Below are 16,529 nucleotides of genomic sequence, written 5' to 3' on the forward strand. Positions count from 1 at the left end.
CCTACCGTTTCAAGACCACGCCGGCATCGGCAGCAAAGGCAATCCAGGCTCGGTCGTGCCAGGTGAGCGCGTCGTCGAGGCGGCGCGTGCTGTTGACGGTGCTCGCCTTGACGATCCGGCCATCGTCCAGCTTGACGTTGTAGACGGTCATGTCGCCCAGATAGGCGATGTCCCATATCTCGCCTTCGAGCGCATTGTCCGCCTCCGGTCGGGCCCGCGAAACGCGGACCTTCTCAGGGCGCACGGCAAGCCAGACCGTCTCGCCGACCGCCGCGCCGCCGGCATCTTCAATCCGGAAGGCAGAACCATTTCCGTCGTTGATCGCCAGCCGCCCGCCATCGTCGTGCAGCGTGCCCTCGAACATGTTGATGCTGCCTACAAAATCGGCCACGAAACGGGAGGTCGGCGCCTCGTAGATCTCCGCCGGCGTTGCGACCTGCAGGACCTGGCCCCTGTCCATCACGGCGATGCGGTCGGCCATGGTCATCGCCTCTTCCTGGTCGTGGGTGACGACGACGAAGGTGAGGCCGAGATCATGCTGCAGGTCCATCAATTCGAACTGGGTCTCCTCGCGCAGCTTCTTGTCGAGCGCGCCCAGCGGCTCGTCGAGCAAGAGCACCTTCGGCCGCTTGGCGAGCGAACGGGCGAGTGCCACGCGCTGGCGCTGGCCGCCGGAAAGCTGCTGCGGTTTGCGCTTGGCGAAGCGCTCCAGCTTCACCAGCTTCAGCATCTGGGCGACGCGCTCGGCGATCTGAGCCTTCGCCATACCGTCCTGCTTCAGCCCGAAGGCGATGTTTGCCTCCACGCTCATATGCGGAAAGAGCGCATAGGACTGGAACATCATGTTGACGGGGCGGCGATAGGGCGGGATGCCCTGCATATCCTGGCCGTCGAGGAGAATGCGGCCGGAACTCGGCTGCTCGAAACCGCCCAGCATGCGCAGAAGCGTGGTCTTGCCGCAGCCCGACGCGCCGAGGAGCGCGAAGAACTCGCGCTCGTAGATGGTGAGCGAAAGAGTGTCGACGGCGGTGAAATCGCCGAAGCGCTTGGTGACGCCTTCAAGGTGGATATAGGGCTGCGCGGATGGATCGGCCCACGGGGCGAAGCTCCTGCGCGTGCTGCCAAGGGATGTCATTCCCGCTCCGCGTCCCCGTATCGTGGCGGCTTGGGCCCGCAGTGGAGCGGGCCCCGCCTTTTGCCGCTACTGCCCCGTGACGACCCTGGTCCAAAGCCGCGTCACCAGACGCTGGGTGCGCGGATCGTAGGGCGTGGTGGTATAGAGTTTTTCGAGGGTCTCGGCATCGGGGTAGACGGCCGGGTCTTCGACAACCTCCGTATCCAGCAGCTCCTGCGAGGCCTCGTTGCCGTTGGCGTAATAGACGTAGTTCGACGCCTTGGCGATCACCTCCGGCCGCATGATGTAGTTGATGAACTCATGCGCTTCTTCCGGATGCGGCGCATCGGCGGGGATGGCCATCTGGTCGAACCACATCTGCGCGCCCTCCTTGGGAATGGAATAGGCGATCTCCACGCCCTGGCCGGCCTCCGCGGCGCGGTCGCGGGCCTGGAAAACGTCGCCCGACCAGCCGACAGCCAGGCAGATGTCGCCATTGGCAAGGGCGTTGATATATTCGGAGGAGTGGAACTTGCGGATATAGGGGCGGACGGACAACCAAAGCTCCTCCGCCTTCTCCAGATCCTCCGGATCGCGGGAATCGGGATCGAGGCCGAGATGGTGCAGCGCCGCGCGCACCGTCTCGGCCGGCGCATCGAGCACATGGACGCCGCAATCGGCCAGCTTCGAGAGCTTCTCGGGATCGAAGACCACGTCCCACGAATCGATTTTGTCGATGCCGAGCGCTTCCTGCACGTCGGCGACATTGTAGCCGATGCCGGTGGTACCCCACATGTAGTTGACCGAGTAGGCGTTGCCGGGGTCGTAGACCTCCGTGCGCTCCGCGATCATCTCCCACATGTTGTCGATGTTCGGCAGCTTGGACTTGTCCAGTTTCTGGAAGACGCCGGCCTGGATCTGCCGCCCCAGAAACTCGCCCGAGGGGACGACCACGTCGTAACCGGTGCCGCCGGCCAGCAGCTTGGTCTCGAGGATCTCGTTGGAATCGAACACGTCATAGACGACATCGATGCCGGTCTCGGCCGTGAAATCCGCCAGGATCGATTCGTCGATATAGTCGGACCAGTTATAGACGTGCACGACCCGATCCTGGGCCAGCGCCCCTGTCACGAGCATCGCCGTCGCCACGGAGGCGGCGGAGAGCAAAGCGGCTCTTTTCATCATGAACGGACTCCCATTTTTTCGGCTTCTATCGGCCTGCCTTCCCGCCCGGGTCGACCGGCTTTTGGCTTAAAGCCTATTTTCGTTTTCGCAGTGCGACAAGAAGGAATTTTCCTCCGGCATCACAGATATGTCGTGCGCTCCAGAGGCGTGATCTCGCTCCAGAAGGCAACGATCTCGGCGCGCTTCAGATCGCGGTAGACCTTGGCCAGCAACGGGCCCAGCGCGCGGTCGACGAAGCGGGAGCGCATGGTGAGCTGCAGCGCGTCGTCCATGTCGTCCGGCAGTTCGGGACCGTCTGCGTCGTAGGCATTCCCCTCGACCGGCGGCGGCGCCTTGGCACCGCTTTCCATCCCTTCCACCATAGCTTGGAGAATGGCGCTCATGACGAGGTAGGGGTTGGCGTCGGCGCCGGCGATGCGATGCTCGACACGGCGGTTCTCTTCCGAGGAAACGGGAATGCGCACCGCCACGGAGCGGTTGTTCTCCGCCCAGACTGCGCGCGTCGGCGCGTAGGAACCCGGTGTGATGCGGCGGAACCCGTTCCAGGTGTTGATGAAGAGGAGCAGCGATTCCGGCATGGTGGTGAGCAGGCCGGCAACCGCCGACTCCAGACGCTTGCGGCCGCCCTCGCCGGCAAAGATGTTCCTGCCGTCGGCGTCGCACATGGAAGCGTGCACATGCATGCCGTTACCCGCATATTCGATGAAGGGCTTGGCCATGAAGGTGGCGGTGAGCCCGTGTGCACGGGCACAGCCCATCACGATGCGGCGCAGCAGGATGACATTGTCGGCCGCGCGCAGCGGGTCGTCCCGGTGGCGCAGATTGACTTCGAACTGGCCGGGTGCCGCCTCCTTGATAATGGTGTCGATCGGCAGGTTCTGCGCATCCGCCGCATCGCGGATCATGTCGAAGAGCGCGGCGTGCTCGGCAAGATCATCGAGGCCGTACATGCGCAGCCGGTCCGGGCCGGCGACCGCGCCCACCGGGGCTGGCATGCCGTCGTCCCAGTCGGTCTCCGGATCGAGGAGGTAGAATTCCAGTTCGAAGGCGACCGTGGGATAGTAGCCCTTAGCGTTGACCTCGGCCACCTTGTGCTTCAGCACCTGCCGGGCATCGGCCATGAAGGGCTCGCCTTCCGGCGTGAAGGTCTGCAGGAGCACCTGCGCCGTCTTGCGCTTGGCCCAGGGCACGATGGCGAGGGAACCGCGCGTCGCGCGGCAATAGCCGTCGCGGTCACCCGACTCGATGTGCAGGCCCGTCTCGGCGACCTCGCGGCCCCAAACGTCGAGCCCGTGCAGCGACAGCGGGAAATTCACCCCCTCCTGGTAGGCCTTGATCAGCCCGTCGCCCGGGCCCCACTTGCCGCGGATGACCCCGTTCGGGTCGACCAACAGAAACTCCACCGCCTCCAGATCGGGGTGTTCGGCGACGAAGGCTTCGTATTCGGCCTGATGATCGGGGGAAAGGAATCCGCCATCGTGAAGCGGACCAGCGGTGGCAGCGGATTCGTCCGCCGCGGCTTTGGCTTTACGCGATGTCCGCCCTCCCGCGGACCCGCCCTTTACACTATGCAAGACACGCCTTTGCGCTGTTGTTGTTGTCAGAAGCCTGCGCCGGGGCCCCTTAGCTTGTCAATGGGGGACGCTCGGCTTCAACCCGTGATACGGAAATCCGGTGGTGCCTCGGCGGGATCGGCGGACTGGCTCGTCACCTGCGAGACCCGCGCCGCGCTCGGCCCCTCGCGCAGCCGCTCCAGCATCGCGTCCACGGCCGGCTCCGCGCCCTTGATAAGTGCGCTCACCGTGCCGTCCGGCTCGTTGCGCACCCAGCCCGAAAGCCCCAGCGCCTCGGCTTCGCGCAACGTCCAATAGCGAAAGCTGACGCCCTGGACACGGCCGGACACACGCACCCGCAAAGCCTTCACGTCACTCATCATCATCTCACCTCTTCACGGTCATTTTAGCACCATGGCCGGGGCTGAAAGCAATCGGCGCACCGAGATCGGTCGGTATAGGCCCTTTCTGAATTCGTTGTTCGCCTTCCAGGTTGAGATGCAGTCTATTGCCCCGCGTACCGCTCAATGCGAAGCAGGACGACATTCACTGAAAATCGAAGGCGCTCAGTCCCGTTACCATTTCATCGAGACCCAGGGGGCGCGTGACCGGCGGTTCGGCGCGGGCCAGACAGCCCGGGCGCTCGCACAGCCGGCAGGCCGGGCCGATGGGCAACGGGTCGTCCACCGCGTGGGCGGAAAGGGCATCGGCGTAGACGAGCCGGTCCTTGTGCGCCAGATCGCAGGCTAGGAGAAGCGCGGTGCGGCGCGGGCGCTCGTCAAAGGCGGCCTGCGGGCCTTCCACCGTGCGCGCCAGGGTCAGAAAGGCATCGCCATCGGGCATCGCGACCGCCTCCACCAGAACCCTCCCGGGCTCGGAAAAGGCGGCATGGACGGCAAGCTTGGGGCAGGCGCCGCCGAAGCGACTCGCGGGAAAACCCTCAGCGCCAGCGCGGCGCAGACGGTTTCCGGCATTGTCCACCTCCAGAAGAAAGAAGGGCACGGCCGATGTTCCCTCACGCGCCAGGGTGACGAGCCGGCTTGCCGCCTGCTCGAAGGAAACCCGGAAGCGCGCGGCCAATACGCCGATATCATATCGCGCGCGTTCGGCAGCGGCCAGGAAGGCTTGATAGGGCATCATCAGCGCCTGGGCGGCGTAGCGGCCCAGCTCGAAGCGGGCGAGCCGCCGCGCCTCGTTCGAGGCGAGTTTCAGCGTCTCGATTTCGGCCGCGATCGCCACTTGCATGCGCATCAGGCACGCCTCCATGGCGATCTCGCGCAACCGATCGGGTTCTGCCAAACGTTCGGAGACGAACAGGCGCTGCGAATGGCGGTCGTAGCGGCGCCGCCAGTTGGGCATGGTGGCGGCCGGCAGAACGCGCACGGCGATGCCGTGTTCGCGTTTGAGCCAGGCCTTCAGCGCGCCGGCAAGATCCTCGCCCGGCTCGAGCAGGTGGTGGAATGCCTCCGCCTCCTCCTCGAGGGCAGGAAAATGGTACGGATGCCGCTCGAAGGTCTCGCGTACCTCGTCGAGCGGCAGACGCGCGGCCGAAATGGCAGTTGCACGCCCTTCCCGCGCCAGCATCTCCGAAAGGTCCGACAGCCGCGCCGCCTGCTCGCGATAGGCGCGGTAAAGCTTTACGAGTGCGGCGGCCGCATTGGGCGCCGCTTCGGCCACTTCCACCAATTCATGTTCGCCCGGCAATTCGCCGGCAAGCAGCGGGTCGGAAAAGACTTCCTTCAGTGCGGTGATCGACGCGCCGGCTTCGCCGTGAAGTTCCTCCGGATCCACCCGGTAGACCGAGGCGAGCTTGAGGATGAGCTGGACCGTGAGCGGCCGCTGGTTGCGCTCTATGAGGTTGAGATAAGACGGCGATATGCCGAGGGCCTGGGCCATGGCGGTCTGGGTAAGCGCCTTGGCATTGCGGATGCGCCTGATGCGCGGGCCGGCGAAGATCTTCTGCGATGCCATCGAATCTCTCTTTACAGTTCTTTACAGCACCGATGGAGCCGTCGGCAATTGGGGTTTTACCAGGTTTACAAAATTACTCCGCTGGCTGTGAAGAGCAATACAGATCCACCTTATTCCACGCCGTCCATGCCGCAATCCTCGTGATTTTCGGTGCAGTGCAGCGTAAATCCTGTCACAGGAAACGGCTGCGGGGATGAGCCGCCGTTCCGGTACAGTGAGAACAAGCATTTGACGGAGGCTTTGCATGACGGATTTTTACAACCTCGTTTCGGGCGCTGCGGACGGTCGCTTCGCAGGCATCGAGCGGCCCTATACGGCCGAGGAAGTGCGCAGGCTACGCGGTTCGATCGAGATCCGGCACACGCTCGCCGAGGAAGGGGCGAAACGGCTGTGGCGGCTTCTCCACGAGGATGATTTCGTCAACGCGCTTGGTGCGGTGACCGGCAACCAGGCGATGCAGATGGTGCGCGCGGGGTTGAAGGCGATTTACCTTTCCGGTTGGCAGGTTGCCGCCGACGCCAACACTGCCTCGGCCATGTATCCGGACCAGTCGCTCTATCCCGCCAATGCCGGGCCGGAGCTGGCGCGCCGCATCAACCGTACCTTCCAGCGCGCCGACCAGATCGAGACGGCAGAGGGCAAGGGACTGTCCGTCGAGACGTGGTTCGCACCGATCGTGGCCGATGCGGAGGCCGGGTTCGGCGGGCCGCTCAACGCCTTCGAGATCATGAAGGCCTATATCGAGGCCGGCGCGGCGGGCGTCCACTTCGAGGACCAGCTCGCTTCTGAAAAGAAGTGCGGGCATCTGGGTGGCAAGGTGTTGATCCCGACGGCGGCGCACATCCGCAACCTCACCGCGGCAAGGCTGGCGGCGGACGTGATGGGCGTGCCGGCCCTCGTCATCTGCCGCACGGACGCGGAGGCCGCCAAACTGATCACTTCCGACATCGACGAGCGCGACCGGCCCTTCGTCGATTACGAAGCCGGGCGCACACCGGAAGGTTTCTACCACATCAGGAACGGGCTCGAGCCTTGCATCGCGCGCGCCATCGCCTATGCGCCCTATTCCGACCTCATCTGGTGCGAGACATCGAAGCCGGACCTCGACCAGGCGCGGCGCTTCGCGGAGGCCGTTCACCGGCACCATCCGGGCAAGATGCTCGCCTACAACTGTTCGCCTTCCTTCAACTGGAAGAAGAACCTGGACGACTCCACGATCGCGAGGTTCCAGCGCGAGCTTGGCGCCATGGGCTACAAGTTCCAGTTCATCACGCTGGCCGGCTTCCACCAGCTCAACCACGGCATGTTCGAACTGGCGCGCGGCTATGCGGAACGGCAGATGGCGGCCTATTCGGAGCTGCAACAGGCCGAGTTCGCCGCGGAAGCGTACGGCTACACGGCAACCAAGCACCAGCGCGAAGTGGGCACCGGCTATTTCGATGCAGTCTCCATGGCGATCACGGGCGGCCAGTCCTCCACGACGGCCATGGGAGAATCCACCGAACACGACCAGTTCCGCCCGGCAGCGGAGTAGAAAGCGGGAGAAAGTCAATGATGATGCAAAGAACCCATGTGAAGGAACGGGCCGAAGAGCAGGCCAGCGCTATGAACAACGACCAGCAGGCGATCGTGCGCCGGGTCGCCAACGACCTGCACCGTCTCAACCAGTCCGTGATGCAGGCCGTGGAGGCCGGCGTCTCGGTCGAACTGGTGCGTTCCGCGCGCCACCATGGCGGCAAGGGGAACTGGGGCGATCTGCTTGTGCCGGTGATCGTCACGAACGGCCTGACGGGCGACTGACGCCGTCTTCTCCGGGCGACAACGCCCCGCGGGTCGCCCGCGGGGCGTTTATCTATGCGTTTTCCGGGCACACCCGTACAGTTATACGGATTGACAAAATTCGGCGAATGTCAACTATCGCGCCCGCGTTCAACCGGGCATCGCGCCCGGGCATCAACGGTCAGGAAGCATGCACGATCAAATCGCGGGAGGGGCCGGCGCTGCAGGTGGCCGGGGTTCGTTCGGTGCGGCCCAGATCCGGTCGAAGCAGGCTCTCATCGTCGCCGCTTCCCCGATCAGCCGAATTGTCATCGGCCGGACGATCGAACGTATCTACCTGAGCTCGCAAGCGGTGACGCCGGAAGCCGCGCCGGCAGCACTGCGCAAGACCCAGCCGCTGCTTGTCATCATCGACGCGCCTCTCGGCGAACCCGCCGCGGAGCAGTTGTTTGCCGAACTCGCTCGGCATCGAAAGGCCTCGGAACGAAAACTGCCCCGCGTTCTCATGATCGCCGATGCCGCCGCGTCGTCCGACCTGCCGTACGGAGCAACGATCGATGCCACCGTCGGCAAGCCGATAACCCCGGACACGCTGCAGCCGGTTGTCGAGCGCCTACTGGGCGAATAAGGCTTGGAGCGGCATGCGCTCGCCCCTCCGCTCTGTCTGTTTGTTTTTGCCGCATCTATGTGACAGCAAGTGATCTGCTTGCCTGCAGAATGCCCTAGCGCCCGCCGCCCGACAGGTGATCCAGCGGCAGGGGAGCGCGATCCTTCACAGTCTGTATGGCAAAGTTCGAACGGATATCGTTGACAGCCGGCAGCTTCAGCAGCGTGCCGAGAAGCAGCCGCTCGTAGGCCGCAAGGTCGGGCACCACCACCTGAAGCAGAAAATCGGCTTCGCCCGAGACCAGATGGCAGGAGACCACCTCCGGCAAGGCCATCACCGCCTCGCGAAAGGCCGTCGCCTCCTCCTCGTGATGGCGCTCAACCTTCACGCCCACGAAGATCGTGAGGCCGAGACCGAGGCCCGCGCGGTCGAGCGTCGCGTGATAGCCGGAAATGATGCCGGCCTTTTCAAGCAGCCGGACCCGGCGCAGGCACGGAGAGGGCGAAAGGCCGACTTCCTCGGCCAGTTCCACATTCGAAAGGCGCCCGTCGCGCTGCAGGGCGGCCAGGATTTTCCGGTCGATCGCGTCCAGGTTCATACTTGGCATCAATGTTCTTTTCCTAACTTATTTTTGGCATAACCTACCAGATATATCCTCATTCAATAGCATATTCGCAAGGACATGCGCGACACTCTCTGGCTAAGTTCGCGGCCTCATCACGTCGATGGAGGCCTGTCATGTCCGAACTCGTCCTGTTTGTGGGCGCACTGGCGATCGCCTATCTTCTACCCGGTCCCGACATGTTTCTGCTCTTGCAGACAGGCGCCCTTGGCGGGCGCCGCCAAGCCTTCGCCATTGCCATCGGGCTCGGCGTGGCGCGGGCCGTGCACGTGGCGCTTGCGGCAATGGGGCTTGCCACGTTGCTGCGTTCCTCGCCATCCGTATTCGAAGCCGTGCGCCTGATCGGCGCTCTCTACCTCGCCTGGCTGGGCTACAATATCCTGCGCGCGCCCTCGCTGCTGCCCGGTGCAGCAAAGGGCGTGGCCGGCCCCGCCGCCGGGCTGCGCCGTGCCGTCCTGCGCGGTCTCTTGACCAACCTCCTCAACCCGAAGGCGCTCATCTTCTGTTCCGTTCTCCTGCCGCAGTTCCTGCGCGTCGAGAACGGGGGCGTTTACGGACAGTTTCTGCTTCTGGGTGCGGTGCTGGTCGCCACCGGCTTCGTCTTCGATGTGCATTATGCAATCGCAGGAGACCGGATCGGCGCCTTCCTGGCGCGGCGACCGCTCTGGCGGCGTTTGCAGCAATGGCTTTTCGGCACGGCGCTGATCGCGTTCGGGGCGCGCCTGGCGCTCGACAAGGGAACCTGAGGGCTTGTGCCGCCTCGTTGCAGGAGCGCGAAACTGCCCTCCTCACCGCTTCAGTGAATGCGCGCACGGTGTAGTGCGCATCAGGAACAAATCCGCGGCAAAATCCTTGGGTCGGCGTCCGCCGGGCGGATCACCTGCCCTGCATGTGGCCACGCAGCACTGGAGGAAAGCCATGGCCCCGAAGTTTCTGCACGGCGCGGTCGCAGTCGCAGCCATCGCATGCCTGCCGCTGGCACCCGTACCGGCAACCGCCCAGGACGTACCGGTCGATTTCACCGGAATCGTCGAGGAAATGACCCCCGCGGTGGTGGCGATCACGGCGGATCGTCCCGTCGATGAGCAACCCTCGATCGAAGACATCCTGCCAAATCCGTTCGGAAGAGAGCAGGAACCGGATCGCGGTCCGCCCAGGGGAGTGGCCCTGGGCTCCGGCTTCATCATCAGCCAAGACGGCCACGTGGTGACCAACAACCACGTGATCCAGGGGGCGAACACCATCGACGTGCGCCTGTCGGACGGCAGCACACGATCGGCGGAACTGGTGGGATCTGACCCGGCGACCGATCTGGCGGTGCTGAAGATGGAGCCTTCCGAAGACCTTGCGGTCGCCGAATGGGGAGATTCCGATTCATTGCAGCCGGGTGCGTGGACCATCGCCATCGGCAGCCCCTTCGGATTGGGCGGCACGGTGACGGTGGGCGTCCTTTCCGCGCGCTCACGCAACATCCAGGCCGGCCCCTACGACAACTTTCTCCAGACCGACGCCTCCATCAACCGCGGCAACTCCGGCGGACCACTGTTCAACGCGGCGGGACGGGTCGTCGGCGTGAACACGGCCATTTTCTCGCCCATCGGCGCCAATATCGGCATCGGCTTCGCCGTCCCCTCCAACGCCGCCCAGGAGATCGTGCGGCAGCTCATCGAAACGGGCTCGGTCGAGCGCGGGTTCATCGGCGTGAGCCTGCAGCCCATCACCGACGCCATCTCCCAGGCGCTCGGGCTTGAATCCACGGACGGCGCCCTCGTCGCCGACATCGAGCCGGACAGCCCGGCCTCCCGGGCGGGACTGCAGGCCGGAGACGTGATCACGGCTCTGGGCGGCGAGTCCATGGAAAACCCGGGCGAACTCTCCCGCGCGGTCGCCGAACGCAGCCCCGGCGAGGAGATCACCTTGTCGATCATCCGTGACGGCGAGACCGTCGAGGTCGACCTGACACTCGCCACCCGCGAGGTAGAGCAGGCTGCCGCCGACGCCGAGCCTGCCACCGAGCCGGACGGTGCGAGCATGGGCGTAGCGGTAACCGGGCTGCCGGAACTGCTGCGGCGCGAACTCGGCCTGGAAGAGGGACAGGGCGTCATGATCCAGCGGGTTCAGCCTGGAACGCCCGCCGCCGAGGCCGGACTGCAGCAAGGCGACCTCATTCTGCAGGCCGGCGGCGAGACGGTGGAACAGGTGGAGGATCTCACCACCGCCTGGGAAGAGGCCCGCGAGCAGGAACGACCGGTCCTCTTGAGAGTCGCTCGTGACGAGAACACTCTCTTCGTACCGGTCGAAACTGAGCAAGGATAAACCGTCCAGCCAGATTATGAGCCCACGGCGCCGCCCCAACGGCGGACCGTGGGTGAATCGCGCTTGCCCGCCGGAGGGAACTTTCCTCCGCATGCGTCCGTTCAAGAACTGTGGGCCGCGGGAGGGAACGACCGCGCTCGAACGCCGAGTACCCACTGCAGCGACAGGAGGCAGCTCGTGGACAGTTTCGCAACGGCTTCCGAACTCCGCGTCAAGGACAAGATCTACCGATATCGCAGCCTGACGCCGCTCAAGGCGCAGGGATTCGATATCGACCGCCTGCCCTATTCGCTGCGCATTCTGCTGGAAAACCTCCTGCGCCACGAGGACGGATCGAGCGTTACCGCCGACGACATCCGCGCGCTCGCCGGCTGGGATCCGAACGAGGAGACCGCGCGAGAGATCGCCTTCATGCCGGCGCGCGTTCTGTTGCAGGATTTCACCGGCGTTCCGGCGCTGGTGGACCTGGCGGCGATGCGCGACGCCATGGCCGCTCTCGGTGGTGATCCGAAAGCCATCAACCCGCAGCAGCCGGTCGAATTGGTGATCGACCATTCCATCCAGGTGGATGCCTACGGCAACCCACAGGCCTTCGACCGCAACGAAGAGCTCGACTACAAGCGCAATGCCGAGCGCTACGCCTTTATCAAATGGGGCCGCGAAGCCTTCGCCAACTTCACCGCCACGCCACCCAATGCCGGCATCTGCCATCAGATCAACCTGGAATATCTGGCGCGCGTGGTGTTTGGCCTGAGCGACGATGAAGAGCGCGGGGAAGACGGTCCGCCGCTCGCCTATCCCGATACGGTGGTGGGCACCGACTCCCATACACCCATGGTCAACGGGCTGGGTGTCCTGGGATGGGGCGTGGGCGGCATCGAGGCCGAAGCGGCGATGCTCGGCCAGCCGATCTCCATGCTGATCCCGCGCGTCATCGGAGTCCGCCTCACCGGCGCGCTTCCCGAGGGGTCGACGGCCACCGACCTGGTGCTGACGGTGGCCGAGATACTGCGCAAGAAGGGCGTTGTCGGGCAGTTCGTGGAGTTCTACGGGCCGGGTGTTGCCAGCCTGGCGCTGGCCGACCGGGCGACTATCGGCAACATGTCGCCCGAATACGGCTCCACCTGCACCATCTTCCCGGTCGACAAGGTCACCCTCGATTACCTGCGGTTCACCGGGCGCCCGGAGGAGCGGATCGCGCTCGTGGAAACGTATATGAAGGCGCAAGGGCTGTTTCACACGCCGGACGCGCCGGAGCCCGTCTATTCGGACACGCTGGAACTCGATCTCGACACGATCGAACCCAGCATTGCCGGTCCCCGGCGCCCGCAGGACCGCATTCGTCTTTCACACGCGCAGAAGGCGTTTCAGGACGCCTTGCCGTCCCTGCGTCCCAACGCCCCCGCCCGGTCGCAGAAGCGTGCGGCAAGCGGCCGGACCACGCACGGCCATGCCGAGGGGGTCTGGGGCGAGGACGACGAGAACGTGTCGGAACTCGCCGAGGTCCGCCTCGGCGAGGAGACGCATGCGCTTGGCCACGGATCGGTGGTGATCGCCGCCATCACGAGTTGCACGAACACGTCCAACCCCTCGGTGATGATGGCGGCGGGCCTCCTTGCCCGCAAGGCGGTGGAGAAGGGGCTGAAAAGCAAGCCCTGGGTGAAGACCTCGCTGGCGCCGGGTTCGCGCGTCGTCACCGACTATTACGACAAGGCCGGCCTTACCCGGCCTCTCGAAGCGCTCGGTTTTCATCTGGCCGGCTATGGCTGCACGACCTGCATCGGCAATTCCGGGCCGCTGCCGGCGGAGGTCTCCGAGGCGGTCCAGGAGAACGGGCTGGTTGTCGCCTCGGTCCTGTCGGGCAACCGCAATTTCGAGGGCCGCATCAACTCCGAGGTGCGGGCGAACTATCTGATGTCGCCGCCGCTCGTGGTCGCCTTCGCGCTCGCCGGCCGGATCGATATCGATCTTTATTCCGAACCGCTCGGCGAAGATGCGGACGGCCAGCCGGTCTTCCTGCGCGACATCTGGCCGTCGAGCAAGGAGGTCGAGCGTGTGGTCGCCGATGCCATCGGTTCGGACATGTACCATCGCAACTACGGCCGGATCTACGAGGGCGACGCGCGCTGGGATGCGCTCGAGGTGGAAGCGAGCGAGCTATACCCGTGGAACCCGCAGTCCACCTATATCCGCCAGCCGACCTTCTTCCACGGCATGGCGAAGGAGGCTCCCGAGAAGGTGGAGGGAATCACCGGCGCGCGGGTGATCGCCATGCTCGGCGACAGCGTGACGACCGATCACATCTCGCCAGCAGGCTCGATCCAGAAGGATTCGCCGGCCGGCCGCTATCTCGTGGCCGAAGGGGTCGAACCCAAGGACTTCAACTCCTACGGCGCGCGGCGCGGAAACCATGAGGTGATGGTACGCGGTACCTTCGCCAATGTGCGCACCCGCAACCGGCTCGTCCCCGATATGGAAGGCCCCTTCACGCGCCACTTACCGAGCGACGAGGTGATGCCGATCTACGACGCGGCGATGCGCTACAAGGAGGAAGGCACGCCGCTCGTCGTGCTCGCCGGCAAGGAGTACGGCTCCGGGTCGAGCCGTGACTGGGCCGCCAAGGGCGTCGCGCTTCAGGGCGTGCGCGCCGTCATCGCCGAGAGCTTCGAGCGCATCCATCGCTCGAACCTGATCGGCATGGGCGTGCTTCCCTTGCAGTTCACCGAAGGCGATTCCATCGAGACACTCGGCCTCGACGGGCACGAGACCTTCGATGTCGAGGGACTGGCAGAAGCCGTCGAGAACGGTCTGGCCGGCGATTCGGGGCTCTCCGTGCGCGCCCGCGCGCATGACGGCAAGAGCACGGACTTCAAGGTGCGCGTGCGCATCGATACACCCCAGGAGTTTCGCTATTTCTGCCATGGCGGCATTCTGCAATACGTGCTCCGGCGCCTCCTGCTCGGCAAGGAGAAGACGGACCGGAAGCTCGAAGGACTGCCCGCCTCGGCACAGCCGGCGCGCGGGCACAAGCCGCCCCGGGATGTCGTCGAAGAGGGCTCGATCGAATCCTTCCCCGCCAGCGATCCACCGGCGTATTGAGGCCGAGAGGCGCGGGACAGTTGCGTGTCTTCACCTTCGCCCTCGGCAAGCTGGTGGGCCGGCGGTAACCTGCTTCAATTCGTCATCGGTCAGAGGTCCAACTTCGGCAAGCCTACGCGCGCCGGCCCGTGAATCACCGAGCCGTCGGCGGCGAAGATCGAGCCGTGGCAGGGGCAGTCCCAGGTCCGGTCCGCATTGTTCCATGTGAGCGTGCAGCCCTTGTGCGTGCAGTGAGCCGACATTGTGTGCAGACTACCGCCCTCGTCCCGCCAGGCGGCGATCTTCTCCTCGCCACGGGCGATCACCCCGCCGTCTCCCGGCGCGATATCGTCGGGGCTGTCGACATATGATTGGCTGTCGCCGCTCTTGTGGAAGTCCTCGGGGTACGGCCGGGTGGGATCGTAGAGCGCCGTCCACGGGTTCTCGCGGCCGGCGATGCGATCGCCGATCATCATGCCCACCGCCGTGCCGTTGCTGATGCCCCAGGCATTGAAACCGGTGGCGATATAGAAGCCCGGTGCCTTCTCGGGATCCGGCTCGCCGGCGTAGGGAACGCGGTCGGCCGTGTCGTAGTCTTCGTTGCACCAGCGCCAGAGCGCCTCGCCGACCGGCACGTTGGCACGGGTCCAGTCCTCCAGTTCGACAAACCGCGCGGCGACGTCACCGTCCTGGCCCGTCGTGAAGTGGGGTCCGAGCACCACCAGGAAATGGCCGTCGGCATCGCGACCGGTGCGCAGCGAGCGCGAGGGTTCCTCGATGCTGATGAACATCCCATCAAACAGGGAAGGATCCTCGATGCGGAAAGCCATCGCGACATGACTGCGCGGCTGGGTGCGATGCGCCATGCCCACCGGGCTCTTGACGGTCATGTTCGTCGCCACGACGACGTTTTCGGCATGTACCGTGCCGCCGTCGGTCACCGCGCGCCAGCGGCTTGCCTCATCGATGAGCCGGGCGCGGCTGTTCTCGAAGATGTGCCCGCCCGCGGCGCGAACCGCTTCGGCGAGGCCGATCAGATATTGTGCCGGGTTGAACTGTGCCTGATCAGGGAACAGGAGCGCGCCTGCCGTCTCGAAGGGGAGCGGCGCGCGTTCCACCACCTCCGCCGACAGGCCCAGCATGCGCGCGGCCTCGGCTTCGGCCTCGATCTCCGCCCGGATGGCGGGATCCTGCGTATAGGCGTAGGCCGGCTTCTGCTCGAAGGCGCAGGCGATGCCGCGTTCATCGATCCAGCGGCGGATCTGTTCGGCACCGGTGATATTCGCCGTCGCGTAATCGTGCGCACGATCCTGCCCAAGGCTGTCCATCAGGTGGCGATAGATGAGGCGGTGCTGCGTGGTGATCTTTGCCGTCGAGCGGCCCGTCACCTGCCGGCCGACCGCGAGGCCTTCCAGCACGATGACCGAGCGCCCGGCTTCGAGCAGGCGCAGCGCGGTGGTGAGGCCGACGATGCCGGCGCCGACCACCACCGTTTCGGCATGGATGGAGCCTTCGAGCGGCGGGTATGCCGTCGGTCCGGCATTCGCGGTCCAGCAGCAGTCCGGCTTTCCCGAGAGCGCGCGCATCGGCCTACCCGTTCTCATAGGTGCCGACGAGTTCGGCCTCGGCGATGATGTGCGGCCGTGCCTCTTCGAGCATGTCGCCGACCTTCGCCTTGCCGTCGCAATGCAGAGTCTCGGTGTCGAGGGCGGCCAGGCGGAAATGATAATGGTGGACGCCGTGCCCTTTGGGCGGCTGCGGCCCGTCATAATGGGGGTTGCCGAAGTCGTTCACGCCATGGCCGAGACTCTCGGTCTTGGCACCAGCCGTCGTGCCCTCCGGCAGGCGGTCGCGCTCGGCGGCGATGTCGTAGACGCCCCAGTGGCGGAACAGGCCCGAAGGCGCGTCCGGATCCTCGACCACCAGCACGAAGCTCCTGGTGCCGGCCGGTGCATCCTTCCAGACGAGCGGGGGCGAGACGTTCTGGCCGTCTCGGGCATATTTGTCCGGGATGCGCCCGCCATCGCTGAAGGCGGGGCTTTCGAGGGTGAAGGCCATGGCTTCCTCCTGTCGTCGCTACTGCCTTCCGAACCGGAGAGCGCCGCTACGGTTCCGTTAAGGCGACACGACCGGTCCGGGCGGAGATCTCGGCCATGCCCCAGACTGCCTGCGCGACAACGGCGACGACCTTCAGTCCGGGAATCCCCGAACCCGCGCAGAAGGTGCGGTTTTTCGCTATCGGCTCTCCCATGGCCTGGCACGACGACGATGCCTAGAATGGGTCCGTCATGCAAAGGTCAGGTG

Annotated in this window: 15 protein-coding genes; 7 read left to right on the forward strand and 8 right to left on the reverse strand. The window is 65.2% G+C overall.

Going from position 1 to position 16,529, the window contains the following annotated elements:
- Position 1 precedes the first annotated feature (1 nt).
- The 5 genes from SIN08_RS20420 to SIN08_RS20440 form a co-directional block, all read right to left on the reverse strand.
- A complete protein-coding gene (locus SIN08_RS20420) occupies positions 2 to 1,135 on the reverse strand; it encodes an ABC transporter ATP-binding protein (protein WP_322453454.1) in 1,134 nt (377 codons plus the stop codon).
- A 66-nt stretch (positions 1,136 to 1,201) separates the two neighbouring features.
- Positions 1,202 to 2,299 carry a polyamine ABC transporter substrate-binding protein gene (locus SIN08_RS20425; protein WP_322453455.1) on the reverse strand — a complete coding sequence of 366 codons (1,098 nt, stop codon included), beginning with the start codon at positions 2,297 to 2,299 and terminating at the stop codon, positions 1,202 to 1,204.
- A gap of 119 nt (positions 2,300 to 2,418) precedes the next feature.
- The gene (locus tag SIN08_RS20430; RefSeq protein WP_322453456.1) at positions 2,419 to 3,690 is read right to left on the reverse strand and encodes a glutamine synthetase family protein; all 1,272 of its coding nucleotides are present in this window, start codon (positions 3,688 to 3,690) and stop codon (positions 2,419 to 2,421) included.
- Between the two features lie 260 nt (positions 3,691 to 3,950).
- Positions 3,951 to 4,235 (reverse strand): acylphosphatase, encoded by a 285-nt coding sequence (locus tag SIN08_RS20435; protein WP_322453711.1) that lies wholly within the window; start codon positions 4,233 to 4,235, stop codon positions 3,951 to 3,953.
- 163 nt (positions 4,236 to 4,398) lie between these two features.
- A complete protein-coding gene (locus tag SIN08_RS20440) occupies positions 4,399 to 5,823 on the reverse strand; it encodes a helix-turn-helix domain-containing protein (RefSeq protein WP_322453457.1) in 1,425 nt (474 codons plus the stop codon).
- 244 nt (positions 5,824 to 6,067) lie between these two features.
- On the opposite strand from SIN08_RS20440, the gene aceA reads away from it, so the two are divergent.
- The 3 genes from aceA to SIN08_RS20455 all read left to right on the forward strand — a co-directional run bounded on the left by aceA (position 6,068) and on the right by SIN08_RS20455 (position 8,230).
- The gene (gene aceA / locus SIN08_RS20445; RefSeq protein WP_322453458.1) at positions 6,068 to 7,357 is read left to right on the forward strand and encodes an isocitrate lyase; all 1,290 of its coding nucleotides are present in this window, start codon (positions 6,068 to 6,070) and stop codon (positions 7,355 to 7,357) included.
- A gap of 20 nt (positions 7,358 to 7,377) precedes the next feature.
- Entirely contained in the window at positions 7,378 to 7,623 is a 246-nt protein-coding gene (locus tag SIN08_RS20450; protein ID WP_322453712.1) for a hypothetical protein, read from the forward strand.
- 169 nt (positions 7,624 to 7,792) lie between these two features.
- Positions 7,793 to 8,230 (forward strand): response regulator, encoded by a 438-nt coding sequence (locus SIN08_RS20455; RefSeq protein WP_322453459.1) that lies wholly within the window; start codon positions 7,793 to 7,795, stop codon positions 8,228 to 8,230.
- 94 nt (positions 8,231 to 8,324) lie between these two features.
- Here the strand turns inward: SIN08_RS20455 and SIN08_RS20460 are convergent, their stop codons facing one another.
- Complete coding sequence (locus tag SIN08_RS20460; protein WP_322453460.1) at positions 8,325 to 8,816, reverse strand: Lrp/AsnC family transcriptional regulator; 492 nt, start codon at positions 8,814 to 8,816, stop codon at positions 8,325 to 8,327.
- Between the two features lie 131 nt (positions 8,817 to 8,947).
- On the opposite strand from SIN08_RS20460, the gene SIN08_RS20465 reads away from it, so the two are divergent.
- The 3 genes from SIN08_RS20465 to acnA all read left to right on the forward strand — a co-directional run bounded on the left by SIN08_RS20465 (position 8,948) and on the right by acnA (position 14,246).
- Positions 8,948 to 9,577, forward strand: coding sequence for a LysE family translocator (locus SIN08_RS20465; RefSeq protein WP_322453461.1), 630 nt, complete (start codon positions 8,948 to 8,950; stop codon positions 9,575 to 9,577).
- 172 nt (positions 9,578 to 9,749) lie between these two features.
- Complete coding sequence (locus SIN08_RS20470; RefSeq protein ID WP_322453462.1) at positions 9,750 to 11,147, forward strand: Do family serine endopeptidase; 1,398 nt, start codon at positions 9,750 to 9,752, stop codon at positions 11,145 to 11,147.
- 177 nt (positions 11,148 to 11,324) lie between these two features.
- The gene (gene acnA / locus SIN08_RS20475) at positions 11,325 to 14,246 is read left to right on the forward strand and encodes an aconitate hydratase AcnA (protein WP_322453463.1); all 2,922 of its coding nucleotides are present in this window, start codon (positions 11,325 to 11,327) and stop codon (positions 14,244 to 14,246) included.
- An 89-nt stretch (positions 14,247 to 14,335) separates the two neighbouring features.
- Here acnA and SIN08_RS20480 read toward each other — a convergent pair whose 3' ends face one another.
- The gene (locus SIN08_RS20480) at positions 14,336 to 15,811 is read right to left on the reverse strand and encodes an FAD-dependent oxidoreductase (RefSeq protein WP_322453464.1); all 1,476 of its coding nucleotides are present in this window, start codon (positions 15,809 to 15,811) and stop codon (positions 14,336 to 14,338) included.
- Positions 15,812 to 15,815: 4 nt separating this feature from the next.
- Positions 15,816 to 16,283 carry a YbhB/YbcL family Raf kinase inhibitor-like protein gene (locus SIN08_RS20485; protein WP_322453465.1) on the reverse strand — a complete coding sequence of 156 codons (468 nt, stop codon included), beginning with the start codon at positions 16,281 to 16,283 and terminating at the stop codon, positions 15,816 to 15,818.
- Between the two features lie 95 nt (positions 16,284 to 16,378).
- Here SIN08_RS20485 and SIN08_RS20490 point away from each other — a divergent pair, with 95 nt between their 5' ends.
- Positions 16,379 to 16,501, forward strand: coding sequence for a hypothetical protein (locus SIN08_RS20490; protein WP_322453466.1), 123 nt, complete (start codon positions 16,379 to 16,381; stop codon positions 16,499 to 16,501).
- Positions 16,502 to 16,529: the final 28 nt, after the last annotated feature.

Source organism: Chelativorans sp. M5D2P16 (assembly GCF_034427935.1).
In the GTDB taxonomy this organism is placed as follows: Bacteria; Pseudomonadota; Alphaproteobacteria; order Rhizobiales; family Rhizobiaceae; genus Chelativorans.